20 protein-coding genes are annotated in these 21,140 nt (G+C 39.6%); 19 read left to right on the top strand and 1 reads right to left on the bottom strand.

The window, feature by feature from the left end; genetic code table 11:
* Positions 1–4: 4 nt before the first annotated feature.
* The 7 genes from rlmN to spoVM all read left to right on the top strand — a co-directional run bounded on the left by rlmN (position 5) and on the right by spoVM (position 6,266).
* A complete protein-coding gene (rlmN, locus tag MKX65_RS07990; protein ID WP_160545635.1) occupies positions 5–1,090 on the top strand; it encodes a 23S rRNA (adenine(2503)-C(2))-methyltransferase RlmN in 1,086 nt (361 codons plus the stop codon).
* A gap of 6 nt (positions 1,091–1,096) precedes the next feature.
* Positions 1,097–1,858 carry a Stp1/IreP family PP2C-type Ser/Thr phosphatase gene (locus MKX65_RS07995; RefSeq protein WP_340903167.1) on the top strand — a complete coding sequence of 254 codons (762 nt, stop codon included), beginning with the start codon at positions 1,097–1,099 and terminating at the stop codon, positions 1,856–1,858.
* Positions 1,852–3,816, top strand: coding sequence for a Stk1 family PASTA domain-containing Ser/Thr kinase (pknB, locus tag MKX65_RS08000; RefSeq protein ID WP_340903168.1), 1,965 nt, complete (start codon positions 1,852–1,854; stop codon positions 3,814–3,816). The genes MKX65_RS07995 and pknB overlap by 7 nt, the downstream gene beginning before the upstream one ends.
* 48 nt (positions 3,817–3,864) lie before the next feature.
* Positions 3,865–4,749, top strand: coding sequence for a ribosome small subunit-dependent GTPase A (gene rsgA / locus MKX65_RS08005; RefSeq protein ID WP_340903169.1), 885 nt, complete (start codon positions 3,865–3,867; stop codon positions 4,747–4,749).
* A gap of 2 nt (positions 4,750–4,751) precedes the next feature.
* Entirely contained in the window at positions 4,752–5,396 is a 645-nt protein-coding gene (gene rpe / locus MKX65_RS08010) for a ribulose-phosphate 3-epimerase (protein ID WP_160545632.1), read from the top strand.
* 57 nt (positions 5,397–5,453) lie between these two features.
* Complete coding sequence (locus tag MKX65_RS08015) at positions 5,454–6,092, top strand: thiamine diphosphokinase (protein WP_160545631.1); 639 nt, start codon at positions 5,454–5,456, stop codon at positions 6,090–6,092.
* Positions 6,093–6,185: 93 nt separating this feature from the next.
* Positions 6,186–6,266: a stage V sporulation protein SpoVM gene (spoVM, locus tag MKX65_RS08020; RefSeq protein ID WP_019381739.1), complete on the top strand. Its 81-nt coding sequence runs from the start codon at positions 6,186–6,188 to the stop codon at positions 6,264–6,266.
* A gap of 186 nt (positions 6,267–6,452) precedes the next feature.
* Here the strand turns inward: spoVM and rpmB are convergent, their stop codons facing one another.
* The gene (rpmB, locus tag MKX65_RS08025) at positions 6,453–6,641 is read right to left on the bottom strand and encodes a 50S ribosomal protein L28 (protein ID WP_066053137.1); all 189 of its coding nucleotides are present in this window, start codon (positions 6,639–6,641) and stop codon (positions 6,453–6,455) included.
* A gap of 317 nt (positions 6,642–6,958) precedes the next feature.
* Here rpmB and MKX65_RS08030 point away from each other — a divergent pair, with 317 nt between their 5' ends.
* From MKX65_RS08030 to smc, 12 genes are all read left to right on the top strand, one after another.
* Complete coding sequence (locus MKX65_RS08030; protein WP_119707502.1) at positions 6,959–7,321, top strand: Asp23/Gls24 family envelope stress response protein; 363 nt, start codon at positions 6,959–6,961, stop codon at positions 7,319–7,321.
* 82 nt (positions 7,322–7,403) lie between these two features.
* On the top strand, positions 7,404–9,080 hold the full coding sequence (locus tag MKX65_RS08035) for a DAK2 domain-containing protein (RefSeq protein WP_340903170.1): 1,677 nt from the start codon (positions 7,404–7,406) through the stop codon (positions 9,078–9,080).
* A 170-nt stretch (positions 9,081–9,250) separates the two neighbouring features.
* Positions 9,251–9,913 (top strand): L-serine ammonia-lyase, iron-sulfur-dependent subunit beta, encoded by a 663-nt coding sequence (gene sdaAB, locus MKX65_RS08040; RefSeq protein ID WP_160545630.1) that lies wholly within the window; start codon positions 9,251–9,253, stop codon positions 9,911–9,913.
* Between the two features lie 63 nt (positions 9,914–9,976).
* Positions 9,977–10,873 (top strand): L-serine ammonia-lyase, iron-sulfur-dependent, subunit alpha, encoded by an 897-nt coding sequence (sdaAA, locus tag MKX65_RS08045; protein WP_340903172.1) that lies wholly within the window; start codon positions 9,977–9,979, stop codon positions 10,871–10,873.
* Positions 10,854–12,911 (top strand): ATP-dependent DNA helicase RecG, encoded by a 2,058-nt coding sequence (gene recG / locus MKX65_RS08050; protein ID WP_340903173.1) that lies wholly within the window; start codon positions 10,854–10,856, stop codon positions 12,909–12,911. The genes sdaAA and recG overlap by 20 nt, the downstream gene beginning before the upstream one ends.
* A gap of 123 nt (positions 12,912–13,034) precedes the next feature.
* Entirely contained in the window at positions 13,035–13,598 is a 564-nt protein-coding gene (gene fapR, locus MKX65_RS08055; RefSeq protein ID WP_340903174.1) for a transcription factor FapR, read from the top strand.
* Between the two features lie 18 nt (positions 13,599–13,616).
* A complete protein-coding gene (gene plsX, locus MKX65_RS08060; protein WP_340903175.1) occupies positions 13,617–14,618 on the top strand; it encodes a phosphate acyltransferase PlsX in 1,002 nt (333 codons plus the stop codon).
* Positions 14,619–14,620: 2 nt separating this feature from the next.
* Entirely contained in the window at positions 14,621–15,568 is a 948-nt protein-coding gene (gene fabD, locus MKX65_RS08065; protein ID WP_340903176.1) for an ACP S-malonyltransferase, read from the top strand.
* On the top strand, positions 15,565–16,308 hold the full coding sequence (gene fabG / locus MKX65_RS08070) for a 3-oxoacyl-[acyl-carrier-protein] reductase (protein ID WP_160545624.1): 744 nt from the start codon (positions 15,565–15,567) through the stop codon (positions 16,306–16,308). Before fabD ends, fabG begins: the two co-directional genes overlap by 4 nt.
* Positions 16,309–16,374: 66 nt before the next feature.
* On the top strand, positions 16,375–16,608 hold the full coding sequence (locus tag MKX65_RS08075; protein ID WP_119707510.1) for an acyl carrier protein: 234 nt from the start codon (positions 16,375–16,377) through the stop codon (positions 16,606–16,608).
* A 163-nt stretch (positions 16,609–16,771) separates the two neighbouring features.
* Positions 16,772–17,551 carry a ribonuclease III gene (rnc, locus tag MKX65_RS08080; protein ID WP_160545623.1) on the top strand — a complete coding sequence of 260 codons (780 nt, stop codon included), beginning with the start codon at positions 16,772–16,774 and terminating at the stop codon, positions 17,549–17,551.
* Between the two features lie 19 nt (positions 17,552–17,570).
* On the top strand, positions 17,571–21,137 hold the full coding sequence (gene smc, locus MKX65_RS08085; protein WP_340903177.1) for a chromosome segregation protein SMC: 3,567 nt from the start codon (positions 17,571–17,573) through the stop codon (positions 21,135–21,137).
* Positions 21,138–21,140: the final 3 nt, after the last annotated feature.

The raw sequence follows: 21,140 nt of genomic DNA on the forward strand, positions 1-21,140 counted from the left end.
AGAAATGGAACAGACAACTATTGAAAAAGAACAAACATCCGTGCAAAAGCCATCCATTTACTCTATAGAATTACACGATTTAAAAGCATGGTTAGTTGAACATAATGAAAAGGCATTTCGTGCCGAGCAAATCTTTGATTGGTTATACAAAAAGAGAGTGACAAGTTTTGAAGACATGTCTAATCTTTCAAAAACTTTACGTGAAACGTTAGAAAAGCATTATTCACTAACTACATTAAATACACTTATTCAACAACAATCATCAGACGGGACGATTAAGTTTTTATTTGAATTACATGATGGTTACTCCATTGAAACAGTTTTGATGAGACATGAATATGGGAATTCGGTGTGTGTAACTACACAGGTTGGCTGTCGAATTGGATGTACGTTCTGTGCATCAACTTTAGGTGGACTGAAAAGAAATCTAGAGGCAGGGGAAATCGTCGCTCAAGTAGTAAAGGTACAGCAAGCCTTAGATGAAACAGATGAAAGAGTAAGCTCTGTCGTTATTATGGGAATAGGCGAACCTTTTGATAACTACGATGATATGCTTTCATTTTTGAAGATTATCAATCATGATAAGGGACTGAATATTGGAGCTAGACATATTACGGTATCAACAAGTGGAATTATCCCGAAGATTTATCAGTTTGCCGATGAAAATATGCAAATTAACTTTGCCATTTCACTTCATGCACCAAATACAGAGATTCGCAGTCGTTTAATGCCTATTAACCGTGCGTATAAGCTCCCTGATTTAATGGATGCGGTACGATATTATATTGAGAAGACAGGAAGACGAGTAAGCTTTGAATACGGGTTATTTGGTGGAGTAAATGATCAGGTAGAACATGCGGAAGAACTAGCGAAGCTTATTAAGGGTGTCAAATGTCATGTGAACTTAATTCCGGTAAACTATGTGCCAGAAAGAGATTACGTTCGTACACCTAAAGATCAAATTTTTGCATTTGAAAAAACGTTAAAAAATCACGGAGTAAACGTAACGATTCGAAGAGAGCATGGTCATGATATTGATGCAGCATGTGGACAGCTTCGTGCAAAGGAACGAAAAGAAGAGACGAGGTGACAATAGGTGAAAGCGGTATTTAAAACAGACCGAGGTCGGATTCGCCAGCATAATGAGGACAGTGGGGGAATCTTTATCAACCGGGATGGGCAGCATCTATGTGTGGTTGCAGATGGAATGGGTGGACATCGAGCAGGCGATGTCGCCAGTTCCATGGCGATCAAGCATTTAGAAGAGATGTGGAAGGATTCAAGTGGAATCGAAACGGCCTCTCATGCAGAGGATTGGTTAAGAAACAGTATTCCACTTATCAATCAAGTAGTATTCCAGCATTCACAGCAACACGCCGAGTGTGAAGGGATGGGAACAACAGTTGTTGCTGCCATTGTTACTCCATTATTTTCGACTGTGCTGAATATTGGAGATAGTCGTTGTTATATTTTAAATGATACAGGTTTTCAGCAGTTAACAGAAGATCATACACTTGTGAATGAGCTTGTTCGAACGGGGCAAATTTCAAGGGAGGATGCCGAACATCATCCACGTAAAAATGTCATTTTACGTGCACTTGGAACGGAGCCAGATATAAAAATGGATATTCGCACCATCATGTTTGAAGAAGGAGATGTTCTCCTTTTATGCTCAGATGGTTTATCTAATAAAGTATCAACCGATGAAATGGATAGTATATTAAAAAATGAAGAAAAATTAGAGGAAAAGGCAACCACTCTCATCAACCTTGCAAACGAGCATGGTGGTGAGGACAATATTACCTTAGTCATTTTACAATTTGACGTTGGCGATGATTGGGGTGGGGATACATGCTAATTGGGAAGCGTTTAAGCGGCCGCTACAAAGTGCTTGAGATGATAGGTGGCGGCGGAATGGCCAATGTTTATCTTGCTCATGATATGATCTTAGATCGAGACGTGGCTGTTAAGGTACTAAGACTTGATTTTTCAAATGACGAGGAATTTATTCGACGTTTTCACCGAGAAGCACAATCAGCAACTAGCTTGGCCCATCCGAACATTGTTAGTATATACGATGTTGGTGAAGAAGATTCTATCTATTATATTGTTATGGAGTATGTGGAGGGCCAAACTCTCAAACAATACATACAACAGCAGCTATCGTTACACGTAGCTGATGCCATTAATATTATGAAGCAGTTAACCTCCGCTATTTCTCATGCTCATCAAAATCATATTGTTCACAGAGATATTAAACCACATAATATATTAATTGATCGCGAAGGAAATGTGAAAATTACGGATTTTGGCATTGCTATGGCAATGAGTGCAACCAGTATAACGCAAACCAATTCAGTGCTTGGCTCCGTCCATTATTTATCTCCAGAACAAGCAAGAGGTGGAATGGCAAACCGTAAATCGGATATCTATTCTCTTGGAATTGTCATGTTTGAGTTGTTAACAGGAAGGCTTCCATTTTCAGGTGAATCAGCCGTTTCAATTGCTTTGAAACATTTACAATCGGAAACACCTTCATTAAGAAGATGGAATCCAAAAATTCCACAAAGTGTGGAAAATATTGTATTGAAGGCGACGGCAAAGGATCCTTTTCATCGATATGATAGTGTAGAAGATATGGAGATGGATTTAGTAACCGCACTTGATCCTGATCGAATCGATGAGCCGAAGTTTGCTCTTCCGATCGATGATGATGCTACCAAGGCAATTCCAGTCATTACCGCGGATCAATACCAAACATTTGATGAGACACTTGTACATAGTAAAGAGCATCCTGTTCTTCAACACACTACTGACAAAGACGGAGATAAAAAGAAGAAAAAGAAGAGAAAATGGCCTATTGTACTCGTATCTATCTTTCTCATATTGGTTATCCTTGCCGTATTAACTGTAACGGTTTTACCAAAATTATTAGGACCAAAAGATGTGCTTGTTCCTGATGTATCTGGTAAAGAGTTAGATGAAGCTATGGAAGTCCTTCAGGAGCAAGGGTTAAAAATTGGTGAAACAATTGAAGTTACAGATGAAGAGGTAGAGGAAGGCCTCATCATAAAAACAAACCCTAAGGAAGGGAAAACGGTAAAAGAAGGGCAGGAAGTGGACCTTTATTTAAGTATTGGTAAAGAGAAATGGACATTGCTAGATTATACCGGACGTCAATATGATGATGTAATTGATTTATTAGAAGCAAGGGGCTTTAAAGACATTACAAAAACAGAAGTTTACGATGATTCAGCCCCTGTGGGACAAATCATCTCTCAGAATCCATCTAGCGGGGAAGAAATTATTCCTGCAGAAACGGAACTGGAATTTACCGTTAGTAAGGGGCCGCAGCTAATAAAGCTCAAGGATCTTTCAGATTATAATGAAAAAGGAATTCAAGAGTACGCACATTCCTCTGGATTAAATATTCAGATCGCAAGTGACGGCGAATATAGCGATACGGTGGCTGAAGGATTAGTTGTCTCCCAAAATCCTTCTGCAGGTACAGATTTACGAAAAGGGTCTACAGTAACCGTAGTCCTTTCTAAAGGAAAAGAAGCGATTCCGAAAACCGTACAAAAGGAAATTACCATTCCTTATGAACCTTTAGTGGAAGGGACTCCGCAAGTTGTCCAAATTTATATAGAGGATATGGATCACAATATATCAGAACCGGTACAAACCTTTGAAATTACACAAACTGAGACTCGGACTATACAGTTAATTATTGCTCCTAATCAACAGGGCGCATACAGAGTGCAAAGGGATGGTGATGTTATCGATGAACAACCGGTACCATACCCGACAAATTAAAATAGGTTTAGGAACTAATCGTTCACATTCTGTTAAAGGAGTGTATGTATGCCAGAAGGCAAAATTATAAAAGCACTTAGTGGGTTCTATTATGTTCTCACAGATGATAATCAAGTGATTCAGTGCAGAGGAAGAGGGGTATTTCGCTTAAATAAAGTGACCCCTCTTGTAGGCGATGAAGTCGTTTTCCAAGCAGAAAATGAAACTGAGGGCTATATTTTAGAAGTAAAGGATCGAAAAAATGAACTGGTAAGACCCCCGATATCTAATGTCGATCAAGCGATATTAGTATTTTCGGCTGTTGAGCCTGATTTTAGCACCGCGTTGCTCGACCGCTTTTTAGTTTTAGTTGAATTTAACCGTATCAAGCCAATTATTTGTATTACAAAGATGGATTTAACTAGTTCCGATGAAAAAGCAATGATGGAAACATACCGTAATCAATATACGAACGCGGGCTATGAAGTGATTTTAACCTCATCAGAAACCGAGGGTGGGTTAGAGCAGCTGCTTCCTCATTTAAAAGGAGTTATATCCGTATTCGCCGGTCAGTCTGGGGTTGGAAAATCTTCGCTATTAAATGCAATCAGACCAGATTTAGAACTTAAGACAAACGATATATCCTCACATCTCGGTCGAGGAAAACATACAACAAGACATGTTGAATTAATAAAAATTGGGGAAGGGTTAGTTGCAGATACTCCTGGTTTCAGTTCACTGGAATTCACGGATATTGAGGTGGAGGACTTAAACTATTGCTTCCCTGATATTGAAAAGTTAAGTGAAGACTGTAAGTTTCGGGGCTGTCTTCACTTAAAGGAACCAAAATGTGCGGTAAAGGAAGCGGTGAGTAACGGAGAGCTTCCTGAGTATCGATATGAGCATTATGAGCTTTTTGTACAAGAAATTAAAGAGAGAAAGCCGAGGTATTAATTATGGTGAAAGTTGCGCCCTCCATACTATCAGCTGATTTTTCAAAACTGGGAGAAGAAATTAAAGATGTAGAACGAGGGGGAGCAGATTATATCCATGTTGATGTCATGGATGGTCATTTTGTTCCCAATATTACGATTGGTCCTCTGATTGTAGAAGCGATTCGTCCAATCACGAAACTTCCGCTTGATGTACATTTAATGATCGAAAATCCGGATCAGTATATTGAGGCATTTGCTAATGCAGGAGCCGATTATCTTACTGTTCATGTAGAAGCTTGTAAGCATCTACATCGGACTATCCACTATATTAAATCATTTGGAGTCAAAGCGGGGGTTGTTCTAAATCCTGCAACACCTGTTCAAACCATTGAGCATGTGATTGATGATATTGATATGGTTCTATTGATGACGGTTAATCCTGGTTTTGGAGGGCAAAAATTTATTGAGCAAGTGCTACCGAAAATAAGACAGGTAAAAGAACTTGTTGATAAAAAAGGGTTATCTGTAGAAATCGAAGTAGATGGTGGAGTGAACGAAGAAACGGCAAGGAAATGTGTAGAAGCTGGTGCGAATGTTCTTGTAGCTGGATCGGCTATATACAACGAAAGAGATAGAAAAAAAGCGATTGAAAAAATAAGAGGATAAGAATGTAGGCTAGCTTTTTAGAAGCTAGCCTTTCCTTGATTACAAGGAGGATCAAAAATGGAGATCAATATATTAGCAGGTGGTCCACTAGAGCATATCCCTTCTCTTCACTCATTCAGTGGAGAGTGGGTTGGTGTGGATCGAGGAGTCCTAACACTAATAAAAGAAGGAATCTTTGTGGATAAAGCCTTTGGTGATTTTGATTCTGTGATGGAAGAAGAACTTGCGTTTATAAAAAAACATGTGGATGAATTACAAACGTTTCCACCAGAAAAAGATGAAACAGATATGGAACTTGCGATATCATGGGCGATAAAGCAAAGGCCGGAAAAAATTCGAATCTTTGGGGCTACGGGTGGAAGGCTGGATCATTTTTTTGCTAATATTCAGTTGCTTTTCAAACCGATGGCTTTTCATAATACAGTCCCGATTGAGATCATTGACCGTCAAAATATCATTTCATTAATCCAAGCAGGTACACATATAATAGAGAGAAATGATGAGTACAAATATATTTCTTTTATTCCTTTTCATGGCGAAGTGAAGGGATTAACCCTTATTGGTTTTAAGTATCCATTAACGCTTCGACATATTCCGATTCATTCCACTCTATGTATTAGCAATGAACTAATTTCTGATATTGGTACTATATCTTTTTCGGAAGGCATATTAATGGTGATAAGGAGTCGCGATTAAACTTCCTTATATTGAGTACTTATCTTTATATTTTGAATATGATAATGAGAGTTCTGAAACTTGTTCATGCGTGAGATGGTGAGGAGGGACATTATGAGATTTTACACGATTAAATTGCCGAAATTCTTAGGCGGCATTGTCCGCGCGATGCTGGGTACGTTTAAAAAGGGCTAAACCAAGGTGGTATGTGTAACACGTTTTCAAGAAAGACAACCTTAAAAAACCAATGTACACCGATGTAAAGGAATCACATCGGTGTATTTTTTTGTTCATAATTAAAAGTCTATTTCTAAAGTTTAATGGGAAGGCTAGTTTTAAAAGGAAATGAAAAAGAGCATCCAAATGGATACTCTTTACACATTATACGCGTTCAACTTTACCTGATTTAAGTGCTCTTGCAGAAACCCAAACACGCTTTGGCTTTCCGTCTACAAGAATACGTACCTTTTGAAGGTTAGCACCCCAAGTACGCTTGTTAGCGTTCATAGCATGAGAACGTGCGTTACCTGAACGAGTTCCTTTACCAGTTACAACACATTTACGTGGCATATACATTTCCCTCCTTACTATCAAAGGTGAAGCATTATTTGTTCATCTTTAAAATGCAATGTAAAATTGCTTTCAAGTTTTATTTAATGTGAAAATAGCGGATTGTCCGTTTTTCAAGCATTAAAAGATACTTTAATAATTTATCATACAACCATTAGGAATGCAACAGTTGTAACAAAAGGTTTCAAGAAAATTTCCTTGACATAGATAAAATCTTAGGGCTCTATTATAAGTGCGGGGAATATGACTTTTAAATTTGATGTCCTTATAGTAAAATGACTGTAGTTAAGGAGCAAATTCCAAAGGGGGAAGCATTTATGTCCATCGAACTGAAAACAAATTTCGGACAAATTGATATCTCAAATGAAGTAATTGCAACAATCGCTGGAGGAGCAGCTGTTGATTGCTACGGTATAGTAGGAATGGCTTCAAAACATCAACTAAAAGATGGCCTTACGGAAATATTAAGAAGAGAGAATTTTACTAGAGGTGTAATTGTTCGTCAGGAAAATGATGAAGTACATATTGATATGTATATAATTGTTAGCTATGGTACAAAAATTTCTGAGATTGCACATAATGTACAATCAAAAGTGAAATATACCTTAGACAAAACAGTTGGCCTTGCCGTTGACTCAGTTAATATTTACGTTCAAGGTGTTCGCGTCACGAACCCGTAAGTAAAATGCGTTGCCCGAAGAAGCTTAGGCTTCCTTGGGCAGTGCGTTCGTAGTGACGAACATTAGTGAGGAGGAAAGACTTGTGTCAATTAAATCTTTAGATGGAAAACGTTTCGCTGAAATGGTGTTACAAGGAGCGAATCACTTGTCCTCTAATGCAAAATATGTGGATGCACTGAACGTGTTTCCCGTTCCAGATGGTGATACTGGAACAAATATGAACTTATCAATGACTTCTGGAGCAAAAGAAGTTAGAAATAATGTTCAAGACCATATTGGAAAGGTTGGTATTGCGCTTTCCAAAGGATTGCTGATGGGTGCAAGAGGAAACTCAGGCGTTATTTTATCTCAGCTTTTCCGAGGCTTTTCAAAAGCAATCGAAACAAAAGCTAGCATCAATGCATTTGAATTTGCCGCTTCTCTTGATGCAGGAGTGATTACTGCTTATAAAGCGGTGATGAAGCCTGTCGAAGGAACTATTTTAACGGTTGCAAAAGACTCTGCGAAGCAAGCAATTGAAGCAGCGAAAAAATCAGATGATATCGTTACAATTATGGAGGCAGTCGTTGCAGAAGCAAAGGCATCCTTAAAGCGTACACCTGATCTTCTACCGGTTTTAAAGGAAGTAGGAGTGGTTGATAGTGGCGGTCAAGGACTTGTGTTTGTGTATGAAGGCTTCCTAGCGGTACTAAAGGGAGAAAAATTACCTGAAGGTCCTACACTAGCATCCTCAATGGATGACCTAGTCAATGCAGAACATCACAAGAGTGTACAAAGCCATATGAACACGGAAGACATCGAGTTTGGCTATTGTACAGAATTTATGGTCAAGTTGGACGAAGAGAAACTTCACTCTAAACCATTTAGCGAGCAAACCTTCCGTCAAGATTTAAGTCAGCACGGTGATTCACTATTGGTAATATCTGATGACCAGCTTGTCAAAGTACATATTCATGCAGAGTATCCAGGAAATGTGCTAACGTATGCACAAACCTATGGAAGCTTAGTGAACCTTAAAATAGAAAATATGCGTGAGCAGCATACGAATTTGTTGTCCGATTCCAATGAGAAAGCAAGTGCTCCTGCAAAGCCAAAGGAAAAGCTAGAGTACGGGATTGTAACCGTTTCAATGGGTTCAGGCATTGCAGAATTGTTTAAGAGTATCGGTGCACATGCAGTTATAGAGGGTGGACAAACGATGAATCCAAGTACGGAGGATATCGTTAAGGCCATTAAAGAAGTGAATGCAAAAAAAGTAATTATTTTGCCGAACAACAAAAACATCATCATGGCAGCTGAACAAGCAGCAGAAGTAACTGAAGAAGATGCGATTGTTATCCCTTCTAAAACTGTACCACAAGGAATGTCTGCTTTACTCGCCTTTAACCCAGGTGCAGACCTAGAAGGCAATAAAGCGGGCATGACGGAAGCTCTACAAAATGTTAAAACAGGTCAAATTACTTATGCTGTGCGTGACACAAGTATCGATAGTCTTGAGATTGAAAAAGATGATTTCATGGGAATTGCCGAGGGGAAAATAGTTGTAAAGGATAAAGATAAAGTGGTCTCTGCAACGAAACTCCTAGATCAGCTTCTTGATGAAGACTCGGAGATTTTGACAATCTTAAAAGGTGAAGATGCAACAGACACGGATGTAGATGCGATAGTCGAGTTTGTAGAAGCAAATTACGGCGATGTTGAAATCGAGATTCATGATGGAAAACAACCGTTATATGCATTCATTTTTTCAGTTGAATAATATTTATGGAAGCATGGCTCAAAGCTGTGCTTCCTTTCATTTGAAAAAATCCACTTTGTATATAGTGGAAATAGAAGAAACTACAATGTTTTTTTCATACAATATTGTATAATACAATGTGGGAAACCGTTAAAAGTAAAATAGAATATTCTCCACAAGGGGGAAAAGTGATGAAGTACAAAAGTGTTTTTGATATTATAGGCCCTGTAATGATTGGTCCTTCCAGCTCACATACAGCAGGGGCTGCACGAATTGGAAGAGTAGCAAGAAGCCTTTTTGGGCGTGAACCAAAGTGGGCAAAGATTTCCCTTTACGGCTCTTTTGCCCAAACATATAAGGGACATGGAACAGATGTAGCGATTATTGGCGGACTATTAGACTTTGATACATTTGATGAACGAATTATTGGGTCCATTACTATTGCACAATCAAACGGAATGGAAATCACATTTATTGAGGAAGAAGCGATTCCCGATCATCCGAATACAGCTAAAGTAGTCATTGGTGACGATCAAGGAGAGTTAGAGTTAGTAGGCATCTCCATTGGCGGTGGCAAAATCGAAATCACAGAGTTAAATGGTTTTGAGCTAAGGTTATCAGGTCATCACCCGGCCATTTTAGTCGTTCATAATGACCGTTTTGGTGCGATTGCTAGTGTTTCTAATATACTAGCTTCACACGAACTAAATATCGGACATATGGAAGTTTCAAGGAAAGAAAAAGGAATGCTTGCGTTAATGACGATTGAAGTGGATCAGAATATTGACGACTCAGTTATTAAAGAATTAGAAGCTCTTGATCATGTGGTAAAAGTTGCCAAAATCGTGGAATAGCAAAGGGTTTTTATGGTAGCGCTTACAAAAATAGATTACTAGAATACAGGGAGAGTGTACATCATGTTTCGCAATGTCGCAGAGCTAGTTGAGCTCGCTGATACACAAAATAAAAAAATATCAGAGATTATGATTGAGCAAGAAATGGAAGTTACCGGTCGGACACGAAAACAAATCCTGAAGCAGATGGATGTGAATTTGACCGTGATGGAGCAAGCGGTTGAACGTGGCCTAAATGGGGTAAAATCCCACTCGGGTCTCACTGGTGGAGATGCCGTGCTCCTTCAAAAATATATTCAGTCAGGAAAGTCATTATGTGGAGACACGATCCTTGATGCCGTCTCGAAGGCTGTTGCTACAAACGAAGTGAATGCGGCAATGGGGACGATTTGTGCAACCCCTACAGCAGGATCAGCTGGTGTGGTTCCTGGAACCTTATTTGCCGTAAGAGATAAACTGCAACCTACAAGAGAACAGATGATAGCCTTTTTATTTACATCGGGAGCATTTGGATTTGTTGTTGCCAACAATGCTTCGATCTCTGGGGCTGCTGGAGGCTGTCAAGCAGAGGTTGGGTCTGCAGCTGGAATGGCTGCGGCTGCTATTGTAGAAATGGCTGGTGGAACTCCTGCTCAATGTGCAGAAGCTATGGCGATCACATTAAAAAATATGTTAGGATTAGTGTGTGACCCCGTTGCGGGTTTAGTAGAAGTCCCTTGTGTAAAACGTAACGCAATGGGAGCTGCAAACGCAATGGTGGCAGCGGATATGGCATTAGCAGGAATCACTAGTCGAATTCCATGTGATGAAGTAATTGATGCGATGTATAAAATCGGTCAAACGATGCCTATCGCACTTAAAGAAACGGCGCAGGGAGGGTTGGCGGCAACTCCGACAGGTCGCAGACTGGAAGCGAAAATTTTCGGAATACCGCATGTTCATGGAGAACAACAACAGTAATTTAAAGCAATCCGTAACAGCTGTAAAAGGGATCGGTGCTGAGACAGCACAAATTCTAGCTGAAATGAGAATAGTGACTATAGAAGATTTACTTGAATATTTTCCATATCGTTATGAAGATTATCGCCTTCGCGACTTAACAGAAGTGAAACATGACGAGAGGATTACCGTAGAAGGGAAGGTTCATAGTGAGCCTTCTCTTATGTATTATGGAAAAAAGCGGTCAAGACTAACCATCCGTTTGTTAGTAGAAAGATATTTAATTCAAGTGGTATTTTTTAATCAGGCTTATTTAAAAAATAAGTTTCAAGTAAATGAAATGGTTACCGTCACCGGAAAATGGGATCAGCATCGTCAAATGATTACAGCCTCTCAAGCAAAAATGGGTTCAAATGAATCAGAAAAAAAGTTTGTTCCCGTTTATAGTGTGAAAGGAGATGTGACGGTTAAAGGTCTTAGGAGATTTATTAATCTAGCATTCTCCCAGTATGGAAAGGATATTACAGAGACCCTTCCAGAAAAAATGATAAGCAAATATAAGTTGGGAAATCGGAAGGAATCCTTGCTTTCCATGCACAATCCTCTAAACGAAGAAGATGTTAAGAAAGCTCGTCGAAGATTTGTGTATGAAGAATTTTTACATTTTCAGTTAAAGATGCAAGCGTTACGAAAGTTTGAAAGGGAGAATTCTAAGGGACTTGCTCAAAACTATGACTTAGTTAAGGTTAAGGAATTCATTGATCATCTACCATTCCCGCTTACTAATGCGCAGAAGCGAGTGGTAAACGAGGTATTGAAGGATCTGAAATCTCCATACCGGATGAATCGTTTGCTGCAAGGAGATGTAGGTTCTGGAAAAACAGTTGTTGCTGCTATTGCTCTCTTTTCTAGTTATACAGCCGGATATCAAGGAGCTTTAATGGTACCAACAGAAATTTTAGCAGAACAACATGCGGAATCGTTAAAGGGACTACTTGAGCCTGTTGGATTATCAGTCGAGCTGTTAACAAGTTCGGTAAAGGGAAAAAGGCGTCGTGAAGTGTTAGAACGATTAAAAAACGGTGAAATTCATATATTAATTGGGACACACGCATTAATTCAAGATGAAGTTGTATTTTCCAAACTTGGCCTTGTTATTACTGATGAACAGCATCGATTCGGTGTGGAGCAAAGAAGGGTTTTACGTGAAAAAGGAGAGAACCCGGATGTGCTCTTTATGACAGCGACTCCCATTCCTCGTACACTCGCGATTACAGTTTTCGGGGAAATGGATGTGTCAATCATTGATGAAATGCCTGCTGGCCGTAAAGCGATTGAAACGTATTGGGCAAAGGCAGATATGCTTGATCGTGTTCTTTCCTTTATGGAAAAAGAGCTTGCAAAAGGACGACAGGCATATGTGATTTGTCCACTCATTGAGGAGTCGGACAAGCTTGATGTACAAAATGCAATTGATGTTCATGTAGCCTTACAAACATATTTTCACAATCGGTATCAAGTTGGTTTGATGCATGGAAGACTTAGCTCTGATGAGAAAGATGAAGTGATGAAGGCATTTAGTTCAAATGAAAATCAAGTACTTGTTTCTACTACGGTTGTAGAAGTGGGAGTAAATGTTCCAAATGCGACGATGATGGTCATCTATGATGCAGAAAGATTTGGTTTGGCACAGCTTCATCAGCTACGGGGACGAGTGGGAAGAGGAAGCGAACAATCCTATTGTGTACTTCTGGCCGATCCAAAAACAGAGGTTGGGAAAGAGCGAATGAAAATAATGACCGAAACAAATGATGGCTTCGTAGTCAGTGAGAAAGATCTTGAGCTTCGAGGACCTGGAGATTTCTTTGGTCGAAAGCAAAGTGGCCTTCCTGAGTTTAAGGTAGCTGATATGGTTCATGATTACCGGGCGTTAGAAACCGCTCGAAACGACGCAATGGTCCTAATAGAATCTGAAGAATTTTGGAACGGTGATGAATATGCGAAGTTGCGTTCAAAGCTTGCAGATTCTGGTGTCTTAGAAAATGAAAAACTAGATTGATAAAAAAGCGGAAGTACCTTGATCAAAAAGTAGATTGCCCAAAAAAGTTTGTTGCAATCTGCTTTTTAGTTTTATATACTACTATTAGTACCTAGTCTTAATACTTCGGACGGTGGTTTACATATGAAAAAAAGTAAAAAAGAACGTCAACGACTTTTAATAGAAACAATAAAAGAAAACCCGTTTATTACCGATGAGGAGCTTGCTTACCAATTTACGGTTAGCGTACAAACCATCCGGTTAGACCGGTTAGAGTTATCGATTCCTGAGCTACGGGAAAGAATAAAGAATGTCGCTGAAAAGCGGTTCGACGATGAAGTACGTTCTTTACCAATCGATGAAGTGATTGGTGAAATTATTGATATTGAGCTTGACCAAACGGCTATTTCTATTTTTGATGTCAAGCATGAACATGTGTTTAAGAGAAACCAAATCGCAAGGGGTCACCACGTTTTTGCTCAGGCTAATTCATTAGCGGTTGCAGTGATCAATGATGAATTGGCTTTAACGGCAAAGGCAAATATTCAATTTACCAGATCAGTTAAGGAAAATGAACGAGTTATTGCAAAAGCAAAAGTGTTACGAATTGATGAAGAAAAAGGTAGAACTCTTGTGGAAGTAAAAAGTTTTGTGAATAATGAACTAGTATTTACTGGTGAATTTGAAATGTACCGGTATAAAAAATGATATAAGGAATGAATAACAATGAAATTGGCCCTTGATGCAATGGGAGGCGACCATGCTCCAAAAGAGATCGTTCTAGGAGCGATGAAGGCCGTTCAAGCTTTTGATGATTTACATATATGTTTAGTTGGTGATGAAGCGAAAATTAAGGAGCATCTCACAACTCACGAAAGAATATCGATTTTACATACGGAAGAGGTCATTTTAGGCACGGATGAGCCTGTCAAAGCGGTAAGACGAAAGAAAGATTCATCCATGGTTCTAGCTGCAAAGTTGGTTGCTGACGGAGAGGCTGATGGATGTATTTCTGCAGGTAATACAGGGGCATTAATGGCGACTGGTTTGTTCGTAGTAGGTCGTATTGAAGGGATTGAAAGACCAGCCTTAGCACCAACCCTACCGACGATTGGTGGGGAAGGGTTTCTTTTGCTTGATGTTGGTGCAAATGTTGACTCAAAGCCTGAACACTTATTGCAAAATGCCATCATGGGTTCCATCTATGCTGAAAACGTAAGAGGGGTAAAGAATCCAAGAGTGGGGCTTTTGAATATTGGAACAGAAGAGAAAAAAGGAAATGAGCTATCCAAGCTTGCTTTTGATCTTCTAAAAGAAGCGCCTGTTAACTTTATTGGAAACGTGGAAGCAAGGGATTTGCTTGATGGGGTGGCAGATGTTGTGGTCACCGATGGATTCACTGGCAATATGGTATTAAAGACGATTGAAGGAACGGCTTTATCTGTATTTAAAATGCTAAAGACAACGCTGTATAGCTCTTTGAAGACGAAGCTAGCAGCGGCTGTTTTAAAGCCAGACCTTATGCAATTAAAAGCAAAGATGGATTATTCAGAGTATGGTGGTGCGGGATTGTTCGGACTAAAGGCACCCGTTATTAAAGCTCATGGATCATCTGATGCAAACTCCGTTTACAATGCAATTAGACAAACGAGGGACATGGTCGAAAAGAAGGTTGCGCCTACGATTAAAGACGCGATATTAAAATACACAGAAGCAAGAGAGGAGTAACTATGGGTAAATTAGCGATTATCTTTCCTGGACAAGGATCACAAACAGTTGGAATGGGAAAAGCCTTTGCAGAGACAAATGTGGAAGTTCAATCTGTTTTTGAACAAGCGGACAAAAAATTAGGATTTTCTCTATCCAATCTTATTTTTGAAGGCCCACAAGAGGAGCTAACGAAAACTACGAACACTCAACCTGCGCTCTTAACTACATCGATTGCGCTGTTTGAGCAATTCAAGAAAGCTGAGATAAAAGCAGACTATATGGCTGGTCACAGCTTAGGTGAATACACAGCTTTGGTAGCTGCTGGAGCGATTGGTTTTGAGGATGGAGTGTATGCGGTTCGTAGACGTGGTGAGTTTATGGAAGAAGCTGTTCCTAATCGAGAAGGAGCGATGGCTGCAGTATTAGGCCTAGAACGCGATACTTTGGCAGAAGCGGTAGAAAAAGCAGCGGCTGAAGGAGACGTAGTAGGCCTTGCGAATATGAATTGTCCTGGCCAAATTGTCATTTCAGGCTCAAGAAAAGGAGTGGAACTTGCTTCCCAGCTTGCAAAGGAAGCAGGAGCAAAACGAGTTCTTCCACTTGAAGTTAGTGGACCATTTCATTCACAGTTAATGAAGCCAGCATCTGGTCGTTTGGGAGAAGTGTTGGATGAAATTTCAATTAGTGAAGCGGCTGTTCCTGTTATCGCCAATGTGAACGCACAAGAAATGACAGGTGCTGAGGAAATTAAGGAGCGGTTGCTTGAGCAGCTATACTCTCCTGTATTATGGGAAGATAGCGTGAAACATATGATTGAACTTGGTGTAGATACTTTTGTTGAAATCGGTCCTGGAAAAGTATTATCTGGTTTAGTAAAGAAAGTGGATCGTTCCGTTCAAACTTATTCCATTTCAGACGAAGAAACACTACTAGCAACAATTCATGCATTAAAGGAGAGAACCGTATGAAACTTTTAGGGAAAGTGGCACTTGTTACAGGTGCTTCACGTGGAATAGGAAGAGACATTGCTATTGAACTAGCAAAAGCGGGAGCCAATGTAGCGGTTAACTACGCTGGAAGTGAAGCTCGTGCAAATGAAGTGGTTCAAGAAATTCAAAGTCTTGGAAGAGAAGCATTTGCCGTTCAATGCGATGTTGCTAATGGAGATTCCGTGGCAGAGATGGTTAAGCAAACGATAGAACGTTGGGGAAGCCTAGATATCCTTGTCAATAATGCAGGTATCACAAGAGATAACTTGATTATGCGTATGAAGGAAGACGAATGGGACGATGTTATTAATACCAACCTTAAAGGTGTGTTCCTTTGTACAAAGGCCGTTACTCGCCAAATGATGAAGCAGAAGAGTGGAAGAATTATTAATATTTCTTCCGTTGTAGGTGAAAGCGGGAACGCTGGTCAAGCCAATTATGTGGCAGCAAAGGCTGGAGTAATTGGTTTAACGAAGACGACAGCTAAGGAACTTGCTCCTCGTGGGATCACGGTTAATGCAGTTGCACCTGGTTTTATTACGACTGATATGACAGATAAGTTAACTGATGAGATTAAAGAGGGAATGTTAAAGATGATTCCACTAGCTAAATTTGGCGAACCGAAAGATATTGCCAATGCAGTTACGTTTTTAGCATCTGATGACAGCCGCTACATTACAGGACAAACCATCCATGTAAACGGCGGAATGGTCATGTAATCAAAATTCAACATTTATTAATTGTCGGAAATACACTATAATGTCCCTTGAGGGGAGGTGAAACGCATGGCAGATGTATTAGAGCGCGTAACGAAGATTATCGTTGACAGACTTGGAGTAGAAGAAAATCAAGTGACTCTTGAAGCTTCTTTCAAGGATGATCTTGGTGCTGATTCCCTTGACGTAGTAGAACTAGTTATGGAATTAGAAGACGAGTTTGATATGGAAATCTCTGACGATGATGCTGAAAAGATTTCTACAGTGGGTGACGCTGTGAATTACATAAAAAGTACTCAATAATCGTTAGAATTTATGAAAAAGCTCCGCAGCTATGCGGGGCTTTCTTCATGATGATTAGAAAGTATAAAAATTTGATTAAAAACCTTCAATCTTCCTTTGCGTTTTTAAGAACTTTTACGTAAACTTGATATGGTATGTAAACTATTAGCAAGGTGGAGGCAAAATGAGCAAGTACGGAAAAGAAAGAGAGAAACGTAGCTTTCGCTCTTATGATAAATTATTTAAAGAATTTCAAGCAGAACAAGGAATTTCCTTTACAGATGAGAAGCTATTAAAACAAGCATTTACCCATTCATCATATGTGAATGAGCATCGTAGAAAGCCCTATGAAGATAATGAGAGGCTTGAATTTTTAGGAGACGCTGTATTAGAATTAACCGTTTCACAATTCCTTTACAAGAAATACCCGATGATGAGCGAAGGAGAGTTGACGAAGCTTCGTGCAGCCGTTGTTTGTGAGCCCTCTTTAGTAAGGTTTGCAAACGAACTTTCTTTTGGGAAGCTAGTCCTTCTTGGAAAAGGGGAAGAAATGACAGGAGGCCGTGAGCGTCCAGCCCTGTTAGCGGATGTGTTTGAAGCATTTATTGGAGCTCTCTTTTTAGATAAAGGAATTGAAACAGTGATTGGATTTTTAGAAAGAGTAGTATTTCCTAAAATTAACGAAGGTGCTTTTTCTCATGTGATGGATTTTAAAAGTCAGCTGCAAGAGCTTGTACAAAGAGATGGAATTGGTACAATCGAATACAAAATTTTACTAGAGCGAGGACCTGCCCATAATAGGGAGTTTGTCTCAAAGGTTTGTTTGAACAACGAAGAGCTTGGACAAGGTACAGGGAGATCAAAGAAAGAAGCGGAGCAGCATGCTGCACAAATGGCTTTAGAAAAGATCAAATCGCACCTTAATGGAGCAAAAGAACAGCTAGAAGAAAAACAACAGGAGTAGAGATAAAGGGGGAAAAGCTGTGTATCTCAAACGTTTGGATGTAGTCGGATTCAAGTCGTTTGCTGAGAGAATTGGGGTCGATTTTGTCCCGGGTGTCACAGCAGTGGTTGGTCCAAATGGAAGTGGAAAAAGTAATATCACTGATGCGATTCGTTGGGTGTTAGGAGAACAATCAGCGAAATCGCTTCGTGGGGCAAAGATGGAGGATATCATCTTTGCTGGTAGTGATTCACGAAAAGCATTAAATTTTGCTGAAGTAACATTGACGCTGGATAACGAAGATCAAGCATTACCGATTGAATACAATGAGGTAAGTGTCACTAGACGTGTGTATCGCTCTGGAGATAGTGAATTTCAAATCAATAAGCAAACATGCAGGCTAAAAGATATCGTTGATTTGTTTATGGACTCTGGATTAGGGAGAGAAGCGTTTTCGATCATTAGCCAAGGAAAAGTAGAAGAAATATTAAACAGCAAGGCCGAAGAAAGAAGAACGATCTTTGAAGAGGCTGCTGGTGTTCTAAAATACAAAAATCGTAAAAAGAAAGCAGAGTCAAAGCTAACAGAAACCCAAGATAACTTAAATCGTGTGAGTGATATCTTGCATGAATTAGAAACACAAGTAGAGCCACTTAAAATTCAAGCGTCGATTGCAAAGGATTTTCTTCAGCAAAAAGAAGAGCTTGAAAAGATAGAAGTTGCGGTAACGGTGCACGAAATTGAGGAGCTTCATGAAAAGTGGGAAAAGCTAACTAGACAGATTGAACAGCATAAAGAAGACGAAATAAAGCTGTCTACCGTTCTTCAATCAAAGGAAGCTAAGATTGTTGAAATGAGAGATCATATGGCTGCCCTCGATGAATCGATTACCGATTTACAGGACGTTCTACTGCGTGTAAGTGAGGAACTTGAAAAGGTTGAAGGCAGAAAAGAGGTTCTAAAAGAGAGAAAGAAAAATGCTACTCAAAACAAAGAGCAGCTTAGAAAAAGCATCGAGGAAGTTTCTCTTAAAATTCAAGAGTTAACCTCGCTTCAACTGGAGCAAGAGGAAAGCTATCAGCGTATGAATGATGAGGTATTATCTCTTAAAAAACTGCTAAAAGAAAAGCAGGAAGTTCTCGCTTCGTTTAGTGAGAATATGGAAGAGCGAATCGAGTCATTAAAAAGTGATTATATTGAAATTCTAAACAAACAAGCATCAAGTAAAAACGAACTTCAAAACACAGAAAAGCAGCTTGGACAGCAAGGTGTAAAAAACACAAGATTAGAAGCTGATAACGAAAAATATCTTCAAGAAAGACAGAGAATCTCAGCCCGTAAACAGGAAATTGAAGCGGGTATTGCTAGTGTTCAAAATAATCTTGAAGAACAGGTACATGTATTTAGAGAAGAGCAGAAAAAGCTTGAGAACTTGAAGAATAAGTACCAAAAGCAAGAAACACAGCTTTATCAAGCGTATCAATTTTTACAAAAAGCAAAGTCTAGAAAAGATATGCTAGAAGAGATGGAAGATGACTATTCTGGTTTTTTCCAAGGAGTAAAGGAAGTATTAAAGGCTAGAGATGGCAAGCTTTCTGGGATTGAAGGGGCTGTAGCAGAGCTTATCCAAGTTCCGAAATCTTATGAAGTGGCGATTGAGACTGCTTTAGGTGCTGCGATGCAGCATGTTGTCGTTGCGAATGAGGAGAACGGAAGAAAAGCGATTCTCTATTTAAAGCAAAACTCTTTTGGACGAGCAACTTTTCTGCCTCTTAGTGTCATTAGAGGGAAGAGTCTTTCCAGTAATCAGCTTCAGTCACTAAAAGGACATTCGTCATATGTAGGCGTAGCAAAGGATTTAATTGGGTTTGATCAAAAATATGAAGAAATATTTTCAAATCTTTTAGGTACGGTAGTCATTACGAAGGACTTAAAGGGTGCGAATGAACTTGCTAAGCTTCTACAGTATCGATGTCGATTTGTTACGACAGATGGAGATATCGTAAACCCAGGTGGTTCGATGACTGGTGGTGCAGTAAAGGCAAATACATCTTCGCTACTGAGCCGTAAAGGTGAGCTTGAAGAGCTTAAAGGTAGACTAGCGGGTATGGAAGCTCAAACACATGAGCTAGAAGCTCAGGTGAAGGAGCTTAAATCTTCTATTACAGTCCAAGAGCGAAAGCTTGAGGATATCCGAAAGCAAGGGGAAGATCTTCGCCTTCTCGAGCAATCAAAAAAAGGTGACCTTAGAGAAATTGAGCTTGAAGAAAAAAATATCAATGAAAAGCTAAAAATCTATGATCTCGATATGTCTCAATTTTTACAAGACCAACAGCAATTGTCTTCACGTAAAGTGGAGTTAAATGAATTGCTATCAACGTATGCTATGGAACTAGCTGAACTTGATAGGCAAATTCAAGCACTATCAGAAAAGAAATCTTTCCAAAATAGTTCAAAAGAATCAGTGGCCAATGAAATTGGGGAACTGAAGGTGAAGCTCGCAGCACTAATGGAGCAGCATCATGGGTTGTTCGAAAAGCTTGAAGCGACAAGAGCTTCTCTATTAGAACATTCGAAGAGACATGAAACGTATGAAGAGGATCTATCCTTGTTATCAACGGAGATGAACTCTAGTAGTTCAGGGGAACAGTTATTGGAACAAGAGGCTTCCAAAAAGCTACAAGATAAAAATGAAACGATCTCTATGATTTCCCAACGACGTGAAGAACGTTTGAAGCTTCACAGTACCTTGGAAGATTCTGAGCTTGAATTAAGAGAGCTATTAAGACAACATAAGGGTTTAACTCTTGCGCTTAAGGATGAAGAAGTAAAGCTAGGTCGTCTCGATGTGGAGTTAGAAAATAGACTTTCTCATCTCCGAGAAGAGTACCTGCTGTCATTTGAAGCGGCGAAAGAGGAGTATCCTCTTTTTTTACCGGTTGAGGAGGCTCGTAAAAAAGTAAAGCTGATTCGTCTTGCAATTGAAGAGCTCGGAGTAGTAAACATTGGTGCTATTGAAGAGTATGAGCGTGTCTCCGAACGTTACGAATTCTTACTCGAGCAGAAAAATGATCTGCAGGAAGCAAAAGATACATTATTCCAAGTCATCGATGAAATGGACGAAGAAATGAAGAAGCGATTTGAAAAAACCTTCTACGGAATTCGTTCACATTTTGAATTTGTTTTCCAAGCACTGTTTGGCGGTGGAAGAGCAGACTTGAAGTTAACGAACCCAGAGGACTTATTAAATACAGGGGTTGAAATCGTTGCACAACCACCAGGGAAAAAGCTCCAGAATTTAGGGCTTTTATCCGGTGGAGAGCGATCTCTTACAGCAATTGCTCTATTGTTCTCCATTTTAAAGGTTAGACCTGTACCATTTTGTATTCTCGACGAAGTAGAAGCTGCGTTAGATGAAGCCAATGTGTATCGTTTTAGTCAATATTTAAAACGATACAGTGCTGAAACGCAGTTTATCGTTATTACGCACCGAAAAGGCACAATGGAAGAAGCGGATGTGCTTTACGGGGTAACGATGCAGGAGTCGGGGGTTTCAAAGCTTGTTTCTGTTAGATTGGAAGAAACAAAAGAATTGATTGAAACGTAAAGG

This window comes from Robertmurraya sp. FSL R5-0851, from assembly GCF_038002965.1.
Lineage (GTDB): Bacteria > Bacillota > Bacilli > Bacillales > Cytobacillaceae > Robertmurraya_A > Robertmurraya_A beringensis.

Bases quoted from the DNA above. Each gene is read 5' to 3' on its own strand.
- rsgA (WP_340903169.1), top strand. From the start codon at position 3,865: ATGCCAGAAGGCAAAATTATAAAAGCACTTAGTGGGTTCTATTATGTT.
- spoVM (WP_019381739.1), top strand. From the start codon at position 6,186: ATGAGATTTTACACGATTAAATTGCCGAAATTCTTAGGCGGCATTGTC.
- rlmN (WP_160545635.1), top strand. From the start codon at position 5: ATGGAACAGACAACTATTGAAAAAGAACAAACATCCGTGCAAAAGCCA.
- rpmB (WP_066053137.1), bottom strand. From the start codon at position 6,641: ATGCCACGTAAATGTGTTGTAACTGGTAAAGGAACTCGTTCAGGTAAC.
- MKX65_RS08015 (WP_160545631.1), top strand. From the start codon at position 5,454: ATGGAGATCAATATATTAGCAGGTGGTCCACTAGAGCATATCCCTTCT.
- rpe (WP_160545632.1), top strand. From the start codon at position 4,752: ATGGTGAAAGTTGCGCCCTCCATACTATCAGCTGATTTTTCAAAACTG.
- plsX (WP_340903175.1), top strand. From the start codon at position 13,617: ATGAAATTGGCCCTTGATGCAATGGGAGGCGACCATGCTCCAAAAGAG.
- MKX65_RS08075 (WP_119707510.1), top strand. From the start codon at position 16,375: ATGGCAGATGTATTAGAGCGCGTAACGAAGATTATCGTTGACAGACTT.
- fapR (WP_340903174.1), top strand. From the start codon at position 13,035: ATGAAAAAAAGTAAAAAAGAACGTCAACGACTTTTAATAGAAACAATA.
- sdaAB (WP_160545630.1), top strand. From the start codon at position 9,251: ATGAAGTACAAAAGTGTTTTTGATATTATAGGCCCTGTAATGATTGGT.
- fabG (WP_160545624.1), top strand. From the start codon at position 15,565: ATGAAACTTTTAGGGAAAGTGGCACTTGTTACAGGTGCTTCACGTGGA.
- pknB (WP_340903168.1), top strand. From the start codon at position 1,852: ATGCTAATTGGGAAGCGTTTAAGCGGCCGCTACAAAGTGCTTGAGATG.
- rnc (WP_160545623.1), top strand. From the start codon at position 16,772: ATGAGCAAGTACGGAAAAGAAAGAGAGAAACGTAGCTTTCGCTCTTAT.
- recG (WP_340903173.1), top strand. From the start codon at position 10,854: ATGGAGAACAACAACAGTAATTTAAAGCAATCCGTAACAGCTGTAAAA.
- sdaAA (WP_340903172.1), top strand. From the start codon at position 9,977: ATGTTTCGCAATGTCGCAGAGCTAGTTGAGCTCGCTGATACACAAAAT.
- MKX65_RS08030 (WP_119707502.1), top strand. From the start codon at position 6,959: ATGTCCATCGAACTGAAAACAAATTTCGGACAAATTGATATCTCAAAT.
- fabD (WP_340903176.1), top strand. From the start codon at position 14,621: ATGGGTAAATTAGCGATTATCTTTCCTGGACAAGGATCACAAACAGTT.